At 68.3% G+C, this 15207-nt stretch carries 18 protein-coding genes and 1 pseudogene; 10 read left to right on the top strand and 9 right to left on the bottom strand.

Annotated elements, in window-relative coordinates:
* Window positions 1-84: 84 nt before the first annotated feature.
* Window positions 85-822, top strand: coding sequence for an SDR family oxidoreductase (locus tag NGR01S_RS01935; RefSeq protein ID WP_063034410.1), 738 nt, complete (start codon window positions 85-87; stop codon window positions 820-822).
* A gap of 121 nt (window positions 823-943) precedes the next feature.
* On the opposite strand, the gene NGR01S_RS01930 is transcribed toward NGR01S_RS01935, so the two are convergent.
* From NGR01S_RS01930 to NGR01S_RS01920, 4 genes and pseudogenes are all read right to left on the bottom strand, one after another.
* Window positions 944-1717: an ABC transporter ATP-binding protein gene (locus NGR01S_RS01930; protein WP_157107076.1), complete on the bottom strand. Its 774-nt coding sequence runs from the start codon at window positions 1715-1717 to the stop codon at window positions 944-946.
* A 31-nt stretch (window positions 1718-1748) separates the two neighbouring features.
* Entirely contained in the window at window positions 1749-1949 is a 201-nt protein-coding gene (locus NGR01S_RS31410) for a hypothetical protein (protein WP_063034409.1), read from the bottom strand.
* A gap of 56 nt (window positions 1950-2005) precedes the next feature.
* Window positions 2006-2440: pseudogene (locus tag NGR01S_RS29855) on the bottom strand (LLM class flavin-dependent oxidoreductase); the annotation flags it as partial.
* Window positions 2441-2601: 161 nt separating this feature from the next.
* Complete coding sequence (locus NGR01S_RS01920) at window positions 2602-3213, bottom strand: TetR/AcrR family transcriptional regulator (protein WP_063034408.1); 612 nt, start codon at window positions 3211-3213, stop codon at window positions 2602-2604.
* Window positions 3214-3310: 97 nt separating this feature from the next.
* Between NGR01S_RS01920 and NGR01S_RS01915 the strand changes: the two genes are divergently transcribed.
* The 7 genes from NGR01S_RS01915 to fadD11 are packed head-to-tail and all read left to right on the top strand — an operon-like array spanning window position 3311 to window position 10860.
* Window positions 3311-4192, top strand: a complete 882-nt coding sequence (locus tag NGR01S_RS01915; RefSeq protein ID WP_063034407.1) for a metal-dependent hydrolase — start codon at window positions 3311-3313, stop codon at window positions 4190-4192.
* Window positions 4189-5220, top strand: a complete 1032-nt coding sequence (locus NGR01S_RS01910; RefSeq protein ID WP_063034406.1) for a PDR/VanB family oxidoreductase — start codon at window positions 4189-4191, stop codon at window positions 5218-5220. Before NGR01S_RS01915 ends, NGR01S_RS01910 begins: the two co-directional genes overlap by 4 nt.
* Window positions 5221-5241: 21 nt before the next feature.
* Window positions 5242-5748: an SRPBCC family protein gene (locus NGR01S_RS01905; protein ID WP_063034405.1), complete on the top strand. Its 507-nt coding sequence runs from the start codon at window positions 5242-5244 to the stop codon at window positions 5746-5748.
* Window positions 5745-7211 (top strand): flavin-containing monooxygenase, encoded by a 1467-nt coding sequence (locus tag NGR01S_RS01900; RefSeq protein ID WP_063034404.1) that lies wholly within the window; start codon window positions 5745-5747, stop codon window positions 7209-7211. The genes NGR01S_RS01905 and NGR01S_RS01900 overlap by 4 nt, the downstream gene beginning before the upstream one ends.
* Window positions 7208-8086: a short-chain dehydrogenase/reductase gene (locus NGR01S_RS01895; RefSeq protein ID WP_084480284.1), complete on the top strand. Its 879-nt coding sequence runs from the start codon at window positions 7208-7210 to the stop codon at window positions 8084-8086. Before NGR01S_RS01900 ends, NGR01S_RS01895 begins: the two co-directional genes overlap by 4 nt.
* The gene (locus tag NGR01S_RS01890; RefSeq protein ID WP_063034403.1) at window positions 8083-9015 is read left to right on the top strand and encodes an alpha/beta hydrolase; all 933 of its coding nucleotides are present in this window, start codon (window positions 8083-8085) and stop codon (window positions 9013-9015) included. The genes NGR01S_RS01895 and NGR01S_RS01890 overlap by 4 nt, the downstream gene beginning before the upstream one ends.
* Window positions 9016-9033: 18 nt before the next feature.
* Window positions 9034-10860 (top strand): fatty acid--CoA ligase FadD11, encoded by a 1827-nt coding sequence (fadD11, locus tag NGR01S_RS01885; protein WP_063034402.1) that lies wholly within the window; start codon window positions 9034-9036, stop codon window positions 10858-10860.
* 18 nt (window positions 10861-10878) lie between these two features.
* Here fadD11 and NGR01S_RS01880 read toward each other — a convergent pair whose 3' ends face one another.
* The 4 genes from NGR01S_RS01880 to NGR01S_RS01865 are packed head-to-tail and all read right to left on the bottom strand — an operon-like array spanning window position 10879 to window position 12908.
* Window positions 10879-11250: a hypothetical protein gene (locus NGR01S_RS01880; protein WP_063034401.1), complete on the bottom strand. Its 372-nt coding sequence runs from the start codon at window positions 11248-11250 to the stop codon at window positions 10879-10881.
* Between the two features lie 26 nt (window positions 11251-11276).
* Window positions 11277-11747, bottom strand: coding sequence for a roadblock/LC7 domain-containing protein (locus NGR01S_RS01875; RefSeq protein WP_245664384.1), 471 nt, complete (start codon window positions 11745-11747; stop codon window positions 11277-11279).
* Window positions 11744-12526, bottom strand: coding sequence for a hypothetical protein (locus NGR01S_RS01870; RefSeq protein WP_063034400.1), 783 nt, complete (start codon window positions 12524-12526; stop codon window positions 11744-11746). The genes NGR01S_RS01875 and NGR01S_RS01870 overlap by 4 nt, the downstream gene beginning before the upstream one ends.
* Window positions 12516-12908: a hypothetical protein gene (locus NGR01S_RS01865; RefSeq protein WP_063034399.1), complete on the bottom strand. Its 393-nt coding sequence runs from the start codon at window positions 12906-12908 to the stop codon at window positions 12516-12518. The genes NGR01S_RS01870 and NGR01S_RS01865 overlap by 11 nt, the downstream gene beginning before the upstream one ends.
* A 268-nt stretch (window positions 12909-13176) precedes the next feature.
* Here NGR01S_RS01865 and NGR01S_RS01860 point away from each other — a divergent pair, with 268 nt between their 5' ends.
* Complete coding sequence (locus NGR01S_RS01860) at window positions 13177-14106, top strand: DMT family transporter (RefSeq protein ID WP_063034398.1); 930 nt, start codon at window positions 13177-13179, stop codon at window positions 14104-14106.
* 147 nt (window positions 14107-14253) lie between these two features.
* Complete coding sequence (locus NGR01S_RS01855) at window positions 14254-14547, top strand: MTH1187 family thiamine-binding protein (RefSeq protein WP_063034397.1); 294 nt, start codon at window positions 14254-14256, stop codon at window positions 14545-14547.
* Between the two features lie 18 nt (window positions 14548-14565).
* On the opposite strand, the gene NGR01S_RS01850 is transcribed toward NGR01S_RS01855, so the two are convergent.
* A complete protein-coding gene (locus tag NGR01S_RS01850; RefSeq protein ID WP_063034396.1) occupies window positions 14566-15150 on the bottom strand; it encodes a YdcF family protein in 585 nt (194 codons plus the stop codon).
* Between the last annotated feature and the right edge of the window lie 57 nt (window positions 15151-15207).

The following is a 15207-nucleotide window of genomic DNA, read 5'->3' as shown; positions in this document are numbered from 1 at the left end:
CCTCCACTCTGCGCTGTTGACATGCCCATGCTAGCCACGGTACCTATTTGCGCAACGATCACTGCATAAATAACGGGAGCTGAAGTGAATCTAGAAGGAAAAGTGGCATTGGTGACGGGCGGCAGCCGGGGTATCGGCGCCGCGATCGCGCAACGACTGGCCGCCGACGGCGCGGATATCGCACTCACTTACAACACCGCGGCTGGACCCGCCGACGAGGTGGTCGCGCGGATCCGCGAAACCGGTCGGCGCGCGCTCGCCTTGCCCGCGCCCGCCGCGAACCCGGAGGCGGTTCCGGCCGCGGTGGACCGGACCGTGGCCGAGTTCGGCAGGCTCGATATCGTGGTCAACAATGCGGGCATCTTCCCCTACGGCACCATCGACGAACTGACTATGGAACAGTTCGACGAAACCATGAACCTGCACGTCCGCGCTGTATTCGCGGCCGCGCGGGCGGCGAGCCCGCATCTGGGCGAGGGTGGCCGCATCATCAGTATCGGAAGCAACCTCGCCGAACGGGCCACCCGCCCGGGCCTGAGCCTGTACTCGATGAGCAAGGCGGCGTTGATCGGCTTCAGCAAAGGTCTCGCCCGCGATCTGGGGCCGCGTGGGATTACGGTCAATGTGGTACAACCGGGTTCGACCGATACCGAGATGAACCCGGCGGACAGCGCGCCCGCCGATGCCCAGCGTGCCGCCACGGCCCTCGGCCGGTACGCCGCGGCGACCGAAATCGCCGCCGCCGTCGCCTATCTGGCCGGCGACAGCGGCAATTTCGTCACCGGGACCACGCTCACTGTGGACGGCGGCGCCAACGCATAGCGCAGTGCACCGGACGCGGACAGTGTTGCGGGTCGGTCAAGCCGGCCGAATCGGCGACGCCGACCCTTCCGGAGACGAGGACACGTGGGAACGACTCCTGGATGTGGCCGCGACGCGACGCCTACACCTCGGCGTCCGCCTGTTCCTCTATTCGGCCGAGTGCCTGATAGATCTCGCTCTCCAAGGCAAGTAGTTCGATATCGCCCTTGCGGCGCGGCCGTGGCACATCGATGGAGAACTCGCGGTACACCCGGCCCGGCCGCGGCGACAACAGGATCACGCGGTCGGCCAAGTACACCGCCTCCCCCACATCGTGGGTGACGAAGACAACTGTCCGGCGGCGGCTCTCCCACAGCGCGAGCAGATCCCGTTGCAGCTGGATCCGGGTGAGGTGGTCGACGGCGCCGAACGGTTCGTCCATGAGCAGTACCGCGGGTTCGGTCGCCAGTGTTCGGGCGATCCCGGCCCGCTGCCGCATCCCACCGGACAGCTGGTGTGGATACTTCCGTTCGAAACCGGCCAACCCGACCTGGGCCAGGTACTCCGCGGCGGCCGCGCGCCGCTGGGCGCGCGGCACTCCGCGGAACTCCAGACCGAGTTCGATATTGCGGGCCACGGTGCGCCACGGATACAGCGAGGCATCCTGGAACACCACGCCGATCCGGCTGTTCGTACCGGCGACCGGCTCGCCCTCGAACAGCACCTCGCCCTCGGTCGTGTCCTGGAGCCCGGACAGGATGTCGAGCAGTGTGCTCTTGCCGCAGCCGCTGGGGCCCAAGAGGACGACGAATTCGCCTTCGCCGATAGTCAGGTCGATGCCGTCGAGCGCCCGGACGGGCGGGTCGGTGGGGAATTCTTTGCCCACACCGTATACTTCGAAGGTTGCCACGGACATACCTCGCTGATCGTGTCGTGCTGTCGCGGGGTCAGCGCGCCGGCTGCGGGTAGGTGAAATCCTTCACGTACTCCTGCGGAATGAACTGCGTATCGATGTACTTGTCGGCGTCGTAGCGCACGTCCTGCAGACCTATTTCGATTTCGATGTCCTGGGTGTCGCGGATCGCGACCGGATCGATGGCCGGGTTGTTATCCCAGATATCGTCCTCTTGCCGCAAGGCGAGTTCCACCGCCTTCGGATCGATGGTGCCGAGCTTCCCCTTCGTACCGGGCCGCGCGCCTTCACATCGGCGTAGTACTCCTCGGCCGACTCCAGATCGGGCTGGCCGGCGAAGATCACTTCGGCTTCTCGGGCGCCCAGTTCCCGCGATCGATCCGATGTTCCCGCGTGCAGCAGTGTCACCTGCCCTTGCGGGGGCCGCGCCACATTCAGCGGTCCCCTGGCCGAGAAGTGTTCTCCCACATGATCGATGGCGTGCAGTTTGGTCGCTTCGATATAGCGCCCTGCGGTCTTGTCCCGGGTGAACGCATCGTCCTCCCAGCTGTCCCACAGCGCGCGCACCACCTCCACGAACTCGTCGGCCCAGTCGTAGCGCTTCTCGGTATCCCAATGACCGTCCCGGCCGAAGTTGTACGCCGCGGCACCGTCGGCGCCGGTGACCAGGTTCCACGCCGCCCGGCCCCGGCCGAGATGTCTCGCGCGTGTCACCGCCGGTGCCATCGCCGCCACCCTGTTCCGGGACGCGGCACCGATCCGATGACTTACTTCACGGGTATCGGTGCGGTTCGTCGCGGCCGGTTCTTCCGGCGGCCCGGGCGGTGCGGTCGTGTCCAGCGACGTCCACTACCCGCCGGTTGCGGACACCACGGCCGTGAAGTTCCTCAGCCGACGATCAACGGCGCGATATAGGCCCGGGCGAATTCGGCGAGCCGCTCCTCGGATTCGAGGTCCAGCGCACCGACCGGTTGCAGGATCAGTGAGTGCACCACCCGACTCGCGACCTCGACCCGGGTCGTGAGATCGGGAATCTCCGGGAGTCCTCGCTCGCGCATCGCCTCGGCGAGGAGGGTGGCGGCGACACTCACGGACATCGTGAAGAAGGGTCCACCCTCGGTGGTCACCTGGGGCAACAGCCGTCCGGGCTCGAGTGCCAGCACCCGCTTGATCATGCCGTGGGTCCGCCAGCGCGTGATCACCGTGACGAAGATATCGGCGACGATGGCTTCCAGATCTTTGTGTCGCGCGGGAATGTCCTCGAGTTCGGCGAGCAGGGCGCCCACCTCGCGCGCGCTCACCGCGCGGACGAGATCGTCACGGGAACCGATCCGCCGATAGATGGTGCCGCGGTCGACCGCCGCCTGCCGGGCGACATCACCGATGGTCGTCTTCTTCACCCCGTACGTCTCGAATTGCACACGCGCGGCATCGAGGATACGGGTTTCGATACCGTCGACGGCGGACCGGTCTTGCGAGGTAGAGGTAGGGGCGGACACAGGACCACGCTAACAGCAATCAGCATTTCTGCAACAATCAGAAAGAATTTGTTGCGACAACATTGCAAGGCAATATGTTGCATTGTACGGTCGTCGTATGGCTGACGACAGTGCCACCACGAGCACCTACCGGGAAGAAGCCCACGCGATCCACGCCCGCGATGTGAGCTTCGACTTCTCGACGGTTCCCATGCACTACATCCCCGGAGAAGTGCTGGCGACCCATGTGACCAATGTGATGCACCTGGTCCTGCCGGAGGGCGAGCGGGCCATGGCCGCGTGCCTGGCCGAAGCGCTACCCGCGATCGACGACGAACGCCTGCGCGAGGAGGTGACGGGGTTCATCGGCCAGGAATCGATGCACGCCAGCAGCCACGAGGGCGCCCGCAAACACCTCCAGTCCCTCGGGCTCGATGTCGACTCCTATGTCGAGAAGATCGGCTGGCTGGTCGACCGGGTCCTGGGCGAGCACGGACTCAGCGGCCGTGCCGAAGAGGAATGGCTCAAGGAACGCCTGGGGCTGTTCGCGGGCATGGAACACTTCACCGCGGTGATCGGCGAGTGGCTGCTCGAATCGGAAGTCCTCGAGGAACTCGGCATGCATCCGACGATGCTCGATCTGGTGCGGTGGCACGGCGCGGAGGAGGTCGAGCACCGCAGCGTGGTCTTCGACGCCTATATGCACGTCGACGGCGGATACGCCCGCCGCGTACGTACGGGCCTGCTCGCCAGCGGGCTACTGCTGCCGCTGTTCGTGGTCTCCACCGCCTACCTGTACCGCAAGGATCCGAGCCCGGCCAAGGGGCGGTTCTGGGGTCAGCAATTCGTCAGCGCCACGCTGCGCGGGGTGATTCCCAGCTTCACCACGTTCTTCACCGAGATGCCGCGCTATCTACGGCCGAGCTTCCATCCCTCCCAGCTCGGATCGATGGACAACGCCCTGCGCTATCTGGCGCACTCCCCCGCCGCGCGCTCATGACCACCGCACACCCCGCGTCGTCCTCGAGTCTGCGGATGCTCGGCCTGGCGGTGGATGTGTACAAGAAGGTGTTCACCAATCCCGCGCTCTCGCCACCGAACCCGGTACGCCGCAGCGGTTTCGACCTCGATGTCGTGGTGGACGCGGTCCGGGAGGAAGCCCGCGACGTGGTCTCGCTGACCCTGCTCCGGACAGACGGTGAACAGTTGCCGTCGTGGCGGCCCGGCTCGCATATCGACGTCTTCCTGCCGTCGGGACGGCAACGCCAGTACTCGCTGTGCGGTGACCCGGCCGACCGCCACCGCTACCGAATCGCGGTCCGCCGGATATCGGACGGCGGCGGGGGCTCGCTCGAGATCCACGACCTGCGTCCCGGTGCCGCACTGCGGATCCGCGGACCGCGCAACGCGTTCACCTTCGTCGATTCCGCGCCGTCCTATCTCTTCCTCGCCGCCGGTATCGGCATCACACCCATCCTGCCGATGGCGCAGGCGGCCGGGGACCGCGGCCACCTGATCTATCTCGGCCGCTCGCGGGAAACCATGCCGTTCCTCGGCGAACTGCCGGCCGGTAGCGATATCCGCCCCGACGACGAGGCCGGCGCACCCGATATCCCGGCGCTCCTGGCGACCGCCCGGCCCGGCGCCGCGGTGTACGTCTGCGGACCGCCGCCGGTCCTCGAGGCCGCCCAGCGTTCCCTGTTCACGCTGAATCCGGCCGGATCGCTGCACACCGAACGGTTCTCGGCGCCGCCGGTGCGCGACGGACACGAATTCGGCCTCACCCTCGCCAGGTCCGGGCACCACGTCCGGGTCGGCGCCACCGAGACGACGCTCGACGCCATCCGCCGGGTCCGGTCCGATGTCGTCTACTCCTGCCGCCAGGGGTTCTGCGGTACCTGCAAGGTCGGCGTCGCGGCCGGCTCGGTCGACCACCGCGACCGTCTGCTCAGCGACAGCGAGCGCGCCGGCCACATGCTCACCTGTGTCTCCCGGTCGGCCGGCGGACCGCTGGTACTCGATATCTGATCCCGAAAGGCCCTCAGCCCCATGAGCGCACGATTCGCCCTGTCCCCATCCGACGATGCCTTCCTCGACACCGCCACCCATCGCTACACCCATATCGTCGATCTCCCGGCCCCGGTGCCACAGGTATGGGACACACTGGTCGCCGACGACGCGCTGGTGTCGTGGTCGGCGGTCGTCACGGCGGCGCGATGGACCGCACCGCGGCCGTTCGGTGTCGGCACCACCCGTGAGGTCACACTCGGCGGCCTGATCCGGCTGGAGGAACGTTTCTACCGGTGGGACGAGGGCTCCCGGATGACCTTCACCGTGGACGCCGCCTCGGTGCCCGGGCTGAACCGGTTCGCCGAGGACATCGCCCTGCTCCCGTTGGCCACGGGGACGCGGATCATCTGGACCTTCGCCCTCGAGGGCAGCGCGGTACTGCGTCCGCTGCTGGCCGCGGCGAGTCCGGTGAACCGTTTCGTCACCAAGACCATCGCCGCCGGCACCGGCCGGCGGGTCCGCACCGAGACGGTGGCGGTGCGATGAGCACCAGCACACCGGAACACCACGGCATCGTCGTGCTCGGCGCCGGATTCGGCGGAATCGGGCTGGCGATCAAATTGCGCGAGGCCGGTTTCGACGATCTGGTGCTGCTCGAACGCGCCGACGATCTCGGCGGCACCTGGCAGGCCAACACCTATCCCGGCTGCGCCTGCGATGTCCCGTCCCAGCTCTACAGCTACTCGTTCGCGCCCAACCCGGATTGGTCCCGTACCTACGGCAAACAGCGTGAGATCCTGGAATACCTGCGCCGGGTCGCCACCGACCGCGATGTGGTGCGCCATATCCGGCTGGGCACCGAACTGACCGAGGCCCGCTGGGACGAGGCGGCCCAGCTGTGGCGGATCCAGACCTCACGCGGTCCGCTCACGGCCAATTTCTTCATCTCGGCCGCCGGCGTCTTCGCCGAAGCCAAATACCCTGAACTCCCCGGTATCGAACGCTTCGAGGGCACCGCGTTCCATTCATTGCACTGGGACCACGAGCACGACCTCACCGGTGAGCGGGTCGCGGTGATCGGCACCGGCGCCTCCGCGGTGCAGTTCGTTCCGGAGATCGCCCCCCGGGTGGCGGCGCTGACGGTGTTCCAGCGGTCCGCGCCGTGGATCGTGCCGCGGTTGGACCGCCCGACCCTGGGTGTCGAGCGCACCCTGCTGCGCCGTCTCCCGCTGGCGCAGAAAGCGATCCGTGGTACCTGGTACACACTGATCGAAGGGTTCGGCCTGGTCGGGTTCGTCGACAATCGCTTCCGCCACCCGTACGAGATGCTCGGCCGGCTCCAGTTGCTGCGCCAGATCCGCGATCCGCAACTCCGCCGCAAGGCCACCCCCGATTACATCATCGGCTGTAAACGCGCGATCTTCTCCGACGCCTACCTGCCGGCGCTGGACCGGACGAACGTCGAGGTGGTCACCGACGGGATCGCCGAGGTGCGCCCGCGTTCCCTCCTGACCCGCGCCGGTGTGGAGATCCCGGTCGACACCATCATCTACGGCACCGGGTTCACTCCCATCCCCACCGCCTTCGAGCGGATCGTCGGCCGCGACGATGTCTCGATCGCCGACCTGTACCACAAACGGCCGCAGACCTATCTGGGTGCGGCGATGGCCGGTTTCCCGAACTTCTTCTGCACGCTCGGCCCCTTCGGCGCCGCCGGCAACCAGTCCGCCATCTTCATGCTCGAATCGCAAATCGCCTATATCGTCGACGCGCTGCAGACCCTGCGCGCCCGCGGCGCCCGCCGGGTGGAGGTGCGGCAGGAGACCCAGGACTCGTTCGTCAAAGAGATGGCCCGGCGCAGCGCGGACACGGTCTGGCTGACCGGCGGCTGCCAGAGCTACTACACCACCCCCGACGGCGGCAATGCCGGTCTCTATCCGAACTGGAGCTTCGAATACCGGCGACGCACCAAGCAGTTCGATGCCGAATCCTATGAGGTGACGCGATGAAACCCACGCTCCCCGACCCGCTGGGCTGGCTCTCGCCGTCCGCGACCTTCGACGTGAAGGGCAAAACGGTATTGGTCACCGGTGCGGGCCAGGGTATCGGGCTCGAACTCGTCACCCTCCTGCACCGGCGCGGCGCGGTGGTGGTCGTGGTCGATATCGACGAGGCGGCCGCCCAGCGCACGGCGCACGACCTGGGTTCGCGCGCGGTCGGCCTGGCCGGGGATGTCGCCGACCGCGGCCGGATGGAAGAGGTGATCGCCGAGGTCGCCGAGCAGTTCGGTGGCCTGGATGTGGTGGTCGCCAATGCCGGGGTCACCCCGGTACCCGCGACCATCCGGAGCATGGATCCGGCCGATTTCGACCGGGTCATGAGTATCAACCTCACCGGGGTGTTCAACACCGTGCATCCGGCGCTCGACCATATCGTGCGCTCCCGGGGCCACGTGGTCGTCGTCTCCTCCTGCGCCGCTTTCGCACCGGGTATGGGCGGCTCGCCCTATATGGTCAGCAAGGCCGCGGTAGAACAGCTGGGCCGGGCACTGCGGGTGGAGCTCGGTGCCTCCGGCGCCACCGCCGGGATCGCCTACTTCGGGGTCGTGGAGACCGCGATGACCCATGACATGCTCGACGCCGACGATCTGGGCCGCCGGATCAACGATCTGCTGCCGTGGCCGCTGAACGTGCGCATCACCGCCGAAGAAGCCGCCCGGACCATCGCCGACGGGATCGCGCGCCGCGCCGCGCGGACCATCGCCCCCAGTGGGTGGCAGCCCTACGCACTGCTGCGCGGGGCGATCAACACCGTGCTGGACCGGCGGCTCGCCACCGATTCGACAGTGCACGAACTGGTCCGCGCGATCGAGCGGCGCCGATGAGCGAACCGGCGCGCGGATCGCTGCGGGCCCGGTACGTCCGGCAACTGTCCGCGCTCACCGCGCGCCGTCTGGTGCAGTTCACGCCGGTGAACACCTACACCCTGCCCGCTGCCCGGGCCCTGATCGACCAGGCACTGCGCGCGGCCGCGCCGACGCTGCGCGGCACCACGGTCGATCGAATGCGGTACGGCACGATCACCGGTGAATGGGTCCGGGGCCCGCGGGCGACCCGGACCGATGCCGTGATCCTCTACATCCACGGCGGCGGATTCGTCGCCGGATCCGCCGCCGGGTACCGCGGGGTGGCCGCGCGGCTGTCCACCGCTACCCGGTTGCCGGTGTTCACGCTCGATTACCGGCTCGCGCCCGAACATCCGTATCCGGCGGCGCCCGAGGATATCGCCGCAGCCTTCCGGTGGCTGATGTCACGCGGACACCGCCCCGGCCGCGTCGTGGTCGCGGGCGATTCGGCCGGCGGCTTCCTCGCCGCCGATTTCGCCCTCTCCCGGGCGCGCAACGGCTCCGCCCCGGCCGCGGGCCTGGTTCTCTTCTCGCCGATGACGGATCTGAGTCTCGCGCTCGCCGCCGGATTCCCGGGGTCGGCGGCCGAAGGGCTGCTGTCGCCGGGGCTCTCACGGCGTGCGGTCGCGCATTTCACCCCGGCTCCCTACGATCTGCGACCCGTGCGCGGAATGTCGCTGCCCCCGGCCCTGATCCACACCAGCGATACCGAATTCTTCGGCGGCGACGGCGTCACCCTCGCCGAGCGCTGGACCGGCGCCGGTGCGCGCTGCGAACTGCGGGTGTGGCGCGACCAGATGCACGCCTTCCAGGTGCTGCCCGCCCTCGTGCCCGAATCTCGCCTCGCCTACCGGGAGGCGGCCCGTTTCGTCTCCTCGGTCCTCGACACCACCGCCGCCGCGGTCTGATCCGGAAAGGCCCCAGCTGTGAGCACAGCTCGCTTCCCCACCCTCCCCGCCGCGTTCCAGCACATCGCCACCGTGGAACCCACCGCGGTCGCGGTGCGTACCCCGGGTGACGCCCAGACCCTGACCTGGTCCGAGTACGCCACCCGGGTCCGTGAATTCGCCGCGGGCCTCGACGGACTCGGTGTACGCCGGGGCGACACCGTCGCCCTGATGATGGGCAACCGGATCGAGTTCTATCCGCTCGAGGTGGCCGCGCAGCATCTTGGCGCGACCTCCTTCTCGGTCTACAACACCCTGCCCGCCGACCAGCTGAACCATGTGCTGGGTAATGCCGGGGCCCGGGTGGTGATCTGCGAACCACAGTACGTCGCGCGATTGCGCTCCAGCGGGGTGGAGCTCGACCACATCATCTGTCTGGCTGCGGCCCCCGAGGGAACACTCTCGGTCTCCGACGTGGTCGCCGCGGCCCGTGCCGATTTCGACTTCGACGCCGCCTGGCGTGCGGTGCGCGGCGACGATGTGGCCACGCTCATCTACACCTCCGGTACCACCGGCAGCCCCAAAGGCGTGGAGACCACCCACGCCAACCTGCTGTTCCAGGTCTACGGCATCGCCGAGGTGCTGGGTATCGAATTCGGCGACACCATCACCTCGTTCATGCCCAGCGCCCATATCGCCGACCGGCTCACCGCCCTGTACGTGCAGGAGGTCCTCGGCATCCAGGTCACCTGTGTCGCCGACCCCAAGCTCATCGCGCCGGCACTGGCGGATCTGCGGCCGACCCTGTGGGGCGCGGTACCGCGGGTCTGGGAGAAACTGCGTGCCGGCATCGAATACAAGGTCGCCGCGGAACCCGATGCCGAGCGGCGGGCAGCGTTGCAGTGGGCGTTGTCGGTGGCCGTCGCCCGGGGCGAGCATGAACTGGCCGGTACCCCGCTGCCCGACGACCTCGCCGCCGAATGGCGGCACGCCGACGAACTGCTGCTGCGCGGTCTGCGCGCGGCACTAGGATTCGACCGGATGCGCTGGGCGCTCTCGGGCGCCGCGCCCATTCCTCCCGCGACTCTGGGCTTCTTCGCCGGGCTCGGCGTCCCGATCACCGAGATCTGGGGGATGTCGGAGCTGTCGTGCATCTGCAGCGTCAGCCCGCCGGCCGAGGTCCGGCTCGGCACGGTCGGGCGGTTGCTGCCCGGAATGGAGTACCGCACCGCGCCGGACGGGGAGTTCCTCGTCCGGGGCCCGCTCGTGATGAAGGGTTACCGGGGGCAGCCGGACAAGACCGGCGAGGCGATCGACGCCGAGGGCTGGCTGCACACCGGCGATATCGTGACGGTCGACGAGGACGGATACCTCAGGGTCGTCGACCGCAAGAAAGAGATCATCATCAATGCCTCCGGCAAGAACATGTCGCCGACGCATATCGAGAACACCATCAAGGCGGCCACTCCGCTGATCGGTGCCATGTCGGTGATCGGAGACGCCCGCCCGTACAACACCGCGCTCATCGTGCTCGACGCCGAAACCGCCGGCCCGTACGCGAAACAGCACGGCCTGGCCGATGATTCGGCCGCCGCCCTGGCCGCCGACCCGTCCGTGATCGACGCGATCCGGGCGGGCGTGGCCGCCGGCAACGCGCACCTGTCCCGGGTGGAACAGGTGAAACGCTTCCTCGTACTGCCGGTCTTCTGGGAGGCGGGCGGCGACGAGGTCACGCTCACCATGAAACTCAAGCGCAAGGTCGTCGCGGAGAAGTACGGGGCGCGGATCGCCGACCTCTACCGGGAGCCGCCGGCCGGCGATATCCACGAACCCGCTGCCGGACCGCAGCTCGCCGCCGCGACCTGAGCCGGCGCCCGGCCCGGCTCAGACGTCGAGTTCCTCCTCGATCCCGCGCAGCCGGTGCCGGGCCAGCGCGAGGTTTGCCCGGCCGCGGTCGAGGGCCAGATACAAGAACAGGCCCCTCGACTTGCGGCCGGTCATGGGCCGGATGAGATGGTACTGGCTGCTGAGTGAGATGAGGACGTCCTCGATGTCCTCCTGCAGGCCCAGCTGTTCGATCGTGCGCAGCTTCGCGCGCACCACCTCGGTGTTGCCGGCGGCGGCCACGTTCAGGTCCAGCGCTTTCGAGCTCCCGAGCGTGCCCAGTGCCATACCGCTGTTGTAATCCACGACGGCCGCCCCGAGGGCGCCGTCGATCGACATCATGTCCTTGAGTGCCAAATCCATATCGGACACAGGTCGTTCCTCTCGATGGTTATCTGCTACTGCGTTCTTCCGTTACCGCGCACGTCCTTCGCCACGGCGGAGAGATGTTCGGCGATCCGGCGCGCCACCGGCCGCGATTCCAGGTGCAGCCGACCGATATTCACCTCGGGGGCCGCGAGCACGGTCAACGACGCCCAACCGGCCGCGTAGATCACCACGTGTCCGCCGGTGCCGTCCACCACGACCTCTTGGAACCCACCGCCCTGCGCCGTGTGGGCGAGCCGATCGGACAGCGACAGCTGGGCCGCCGCCAGTGCGGCCATCCCGGTCGGTTCGATATGCGCGGGGAGATCGTGCGTCACCAGCAGGCCGTCGCTGGACGCCACGAGCGACCCGGTGAGCCGGGGTACGCGTTCGCGCAGCGCGCGCAGTTCCGCCGTCACCGCGGCGTGGGGGTCGGAAACGGTCATCGGCACCTTGGTAAGCCTTCCCATCAGTTCACCGAGCAGATTCTTGCGCGCCGTCACGCGAGGTCCTCCAGAGCCGCTCGAAGCCGAGTGAGCAGTTCCTCATCCACCGGTTCCCACTCGTCTCCGTCGGGCACTGGTGTGGCGTGGCGGACCCGGCGCCGCAGCGGCGGTTCCGCTCCGGGGACGGGCGAGCCGGCTTCGGAAGCCGGTGCGCCCACGGGTGGTTCGATCAACCCGGCCACGGTCAGATCCCGCACCGCCTCCAGGCAGCCGTAGGCGGTGCGGCCCAGGTCCCGGGCGATTCCGGTGACACTGCGGTGGTTGTCGGCGGCGGCCAGCACCTCGGCCTGACCGCCGGTGAGCAGCACTCGGCGCCGCCGGATCCGGCGGACCGGGACCACCGCGGCGCGGTCGACCAGTTCCGCCGGCCATGGTCCCGAATCCGGGTCACCGCGGCGCGCGCATTCGCGGACCAGCGCCCGCGGCCGGATGGTGCAGACCGCCGACAGCCAGTGCGCCGGGGCCGGCCGGAACTCCGGCTCCACCGGCGTCGGCAGCAGAAAATAGGCGGCGTCGAAAACGGCGAGCAGCGCCAGGGTTTCCAGCAGCGGCCGGCCCAGCAGCGGGCCCGGATCACCGGTATCCGCGCGCTCCCAGTCCTCGGCGCTGGCCACTCCGGCCTCGACCACCAACCGGTCCAGCCCGGTGGTGCGTGAGCAGGTGGCGGAGGCGATGGCGCCGTCGGCGAGATGGAACTCCCCGTCACCTACGCGCAGGACACCCGTCCGGCCTTCGTCTTCCAATCGCTGTAATTCGTCCGCGAGCTCAACGCGCATGACCGTCCTCGGCGAGTTCGGCGAGGATGCCGCGTAACCGGAACCGGGCCATCGCCAGATTGCCGGACTCCTCGTCGAACAGGACGTGCACGAAGAGGCGACCGCCGAAATCACCGTCCACCAGATTGAGCAGGTGGTATCCCCCGGTCCCGCAGACGATGATCTCGTCGACGTCGTCCCCGGTGGGGCCCATGCTCAGCGCCGGACAGCCGAGTACCGCACCAACCACATCGGTGGTGGTCGCCGCGTCCTCGTGCTGATCGACCACTTCGTGCCGGCCGGCCGCGGCCACCGCCAGCCCACTCGCCCCGTCCACCAAGGTCACGCTGCGCGCACCGGGGATGTCCATGATCCGTTCCAGACATCCATCGATTCCGCTCATGCGCCCTGCCCGTTCATACGTGTTTCAGATCCCTGGAGACACTACACACACAAGGCGTTCGCCGCCGAATGAACGCATGACCTGGTCGGATACCCCGGTCACCCGGATCCGAAACGGCACCACCTCCGTATACGAGTTGCACAGCACTACAACACAGTTCGTGGTTGATGCCCGGACCGCGGGCCGCCGTTCGATGTTTTCTCAAACTTGCACTCGCAAACCAGAAATTGTCTGGATCCAGGGGTGGCGGGCGCATTACGTTCGACATATGACCGAGTTGTCTCCCGGGCGGAGGCGCACGCTGCTCGCCGCGGCCGTCACCGTCGTCCTGTGGGCCTCGGCGTTCGTCGTCATCCGCACCGCCGGAGCGGATTTCTCGCCGGGCGCGCTGGCGCTGGGCCGATTGGCCTCGGGTTCGGTGGTTCTGGTCGCGCTGCTGCTACTGACCGGTACCGGCCTCCCCCCGCGTTCGGCCCTGCGCGGGATCATCGTCTCCGGAGTGCTGTGGTTCGGGGTCTACATGGTGGCCTTGAACTGGGCCGAACAGTATGTCGACGCCGGTACCGCTGCGCTGGTGATCAATACCGGCCCGGTCATGATCGCGCTGCTCGGTGGACTCTTTCTCGGCGAAGGTTTCCCGAAACGGCTCATGGCCGGTATCGCGGTGGCGTTCGCCGGCGCGGCCGTGGTGGGACTGTCCAGTTCCGCGGGCGCGGCCACCGTGCTCGGCGTCGTACTGTGTGTGACGGCCGCCATCGCCTGGGCGGTAGCGGTGCTCGTCCAGAAGCCCGCGCTGGCGCATGCCTCGGCCCTGCAGGTGACCACCGGCGGATGTGTGGTGGGTACGGTGGCGTGCCTGCCGTTCACGGGCCGGTTGATCGGTGAAGCGGCCGCCGCGCCGCTGCCGGCCACCCTCGGTCTGATCTACCTCGGCGTATTCCCCACTGCTGTCGCCTTCACCACCTGGGCCTACGCCCTGGCCCGGATGACCGCGGGACAGGTGGGCGCCACCACCTACGCGGTACCGGCGCTCGTGGTCGTGATGTCCTGGCTCTTCCTCGGCGAGGTGCCCCGCCCACTGGCACTGGCCGGCGGAGTTCTGTGCCTCGCGGGAGTCGCGATCACCCGGTGGCGACCGCCCGCACCCCGGAGCCCGACCGCACGACGCGACCGCGACCTCGACGCGGACCCGGTGTGACGGTCCAGCGGCGGCAGCCGGGTCGGCCGGTGACGACTGCGCCGGCGGGCCGACCCGCCACGTGGTGACGGCGTGGTTCCCCCGGACCTGCGTACGGTATAGAAGGTCAGCGCAGCCATCCTCCCCGACGAACAAGGAGAGCACGATATGCTCGCCGCCTTCTCGATCACCCCCATCGGCTCCGGCGAGAGCGTCGGAGATCAGGTCGCCACCGCGGTCCGGATCATCCGGGACAGCGGACTCGCGTACCGGACCGCCGCCAGTTTCACCGAGATCGAAGGCGAATGGGATCAGGTCATGGGCGTCATCAAGGCCGCGACCGATGCGGTGCTGGCCGAATCCGATCGGTGCGGCATTGTCATCAAGGCCGATATCCGGCCCGGCCGGACGAATACGCTCAACACCGAGGTCGAGTCGATCGAACGCCGCCTCGCCGAGTGATCCTGCCCCGCTGAGGGGCTACCGCGCGAATGGCACAGATACCCTACCCCGCTTCGTGTATCCGACGATGGCGAACAGCGGTTTGAGGAAGGTCAATTCGCCGAACCGGTATTCCGCGCCGCGCACCAGCCGGTCCGCGAGGTCAGGGCGCAGGACGGCCAGGTGCCGCCGGGCCTGCTCGGCGTGCATCGGATTCGAAACGATCTTGATCCGATCGGCGGCTTCGATCAGCGCGATGGCGTTCTCGATGTTCTCCCGGGTGCTCCGTGAGGCGGTATCCAGCGCGACCGGGCCGGACCAGCCGCGTTCCCGCGCATAGGCGGCCATCAATTCGGCTTCGGGCCGCGTGCCCACGACCGCGCCGCCGCAGAAGACCATCCGGGTGTCGAGCCGGGGATCGCAGGAGCGTAGTCCGGCGCGCACCCGCCATCTGTTCAGCGCATTGACCGTCGGTGCCGCATTGCGAAACCCGAGTACGACGACCGCTTCGCTCGCGCCGGTCGCGGACCCGACGAGCCGCCGCGACGACCTCCAGTTCACCCACTCTCCCCAGGCGAGCACGACACCGGCGGCGAGCAGTATCCGTGACGTCCTCACGAGCATCGGAGCGTACCCATCCGCACGCAGTCTCCCGTGATATGCCGGAAGCGGTCCCGGAAC

The sequence above is a fragment of the Nocardia grenadensis NBRC 108939 genome, from assembly GCF_001613445.1.
In the GTDB taxonomy this organism is placed as follows: domain Bacteria; phylum Actinomycetota; class Actinomycetes; order Mycobacteriales; family Mycobacteriaceae; genus Nocardia; species Nocardia grenadensis.
This window is presented reverse-complemented; position numbering and strand designations above follow the sequence as displayed.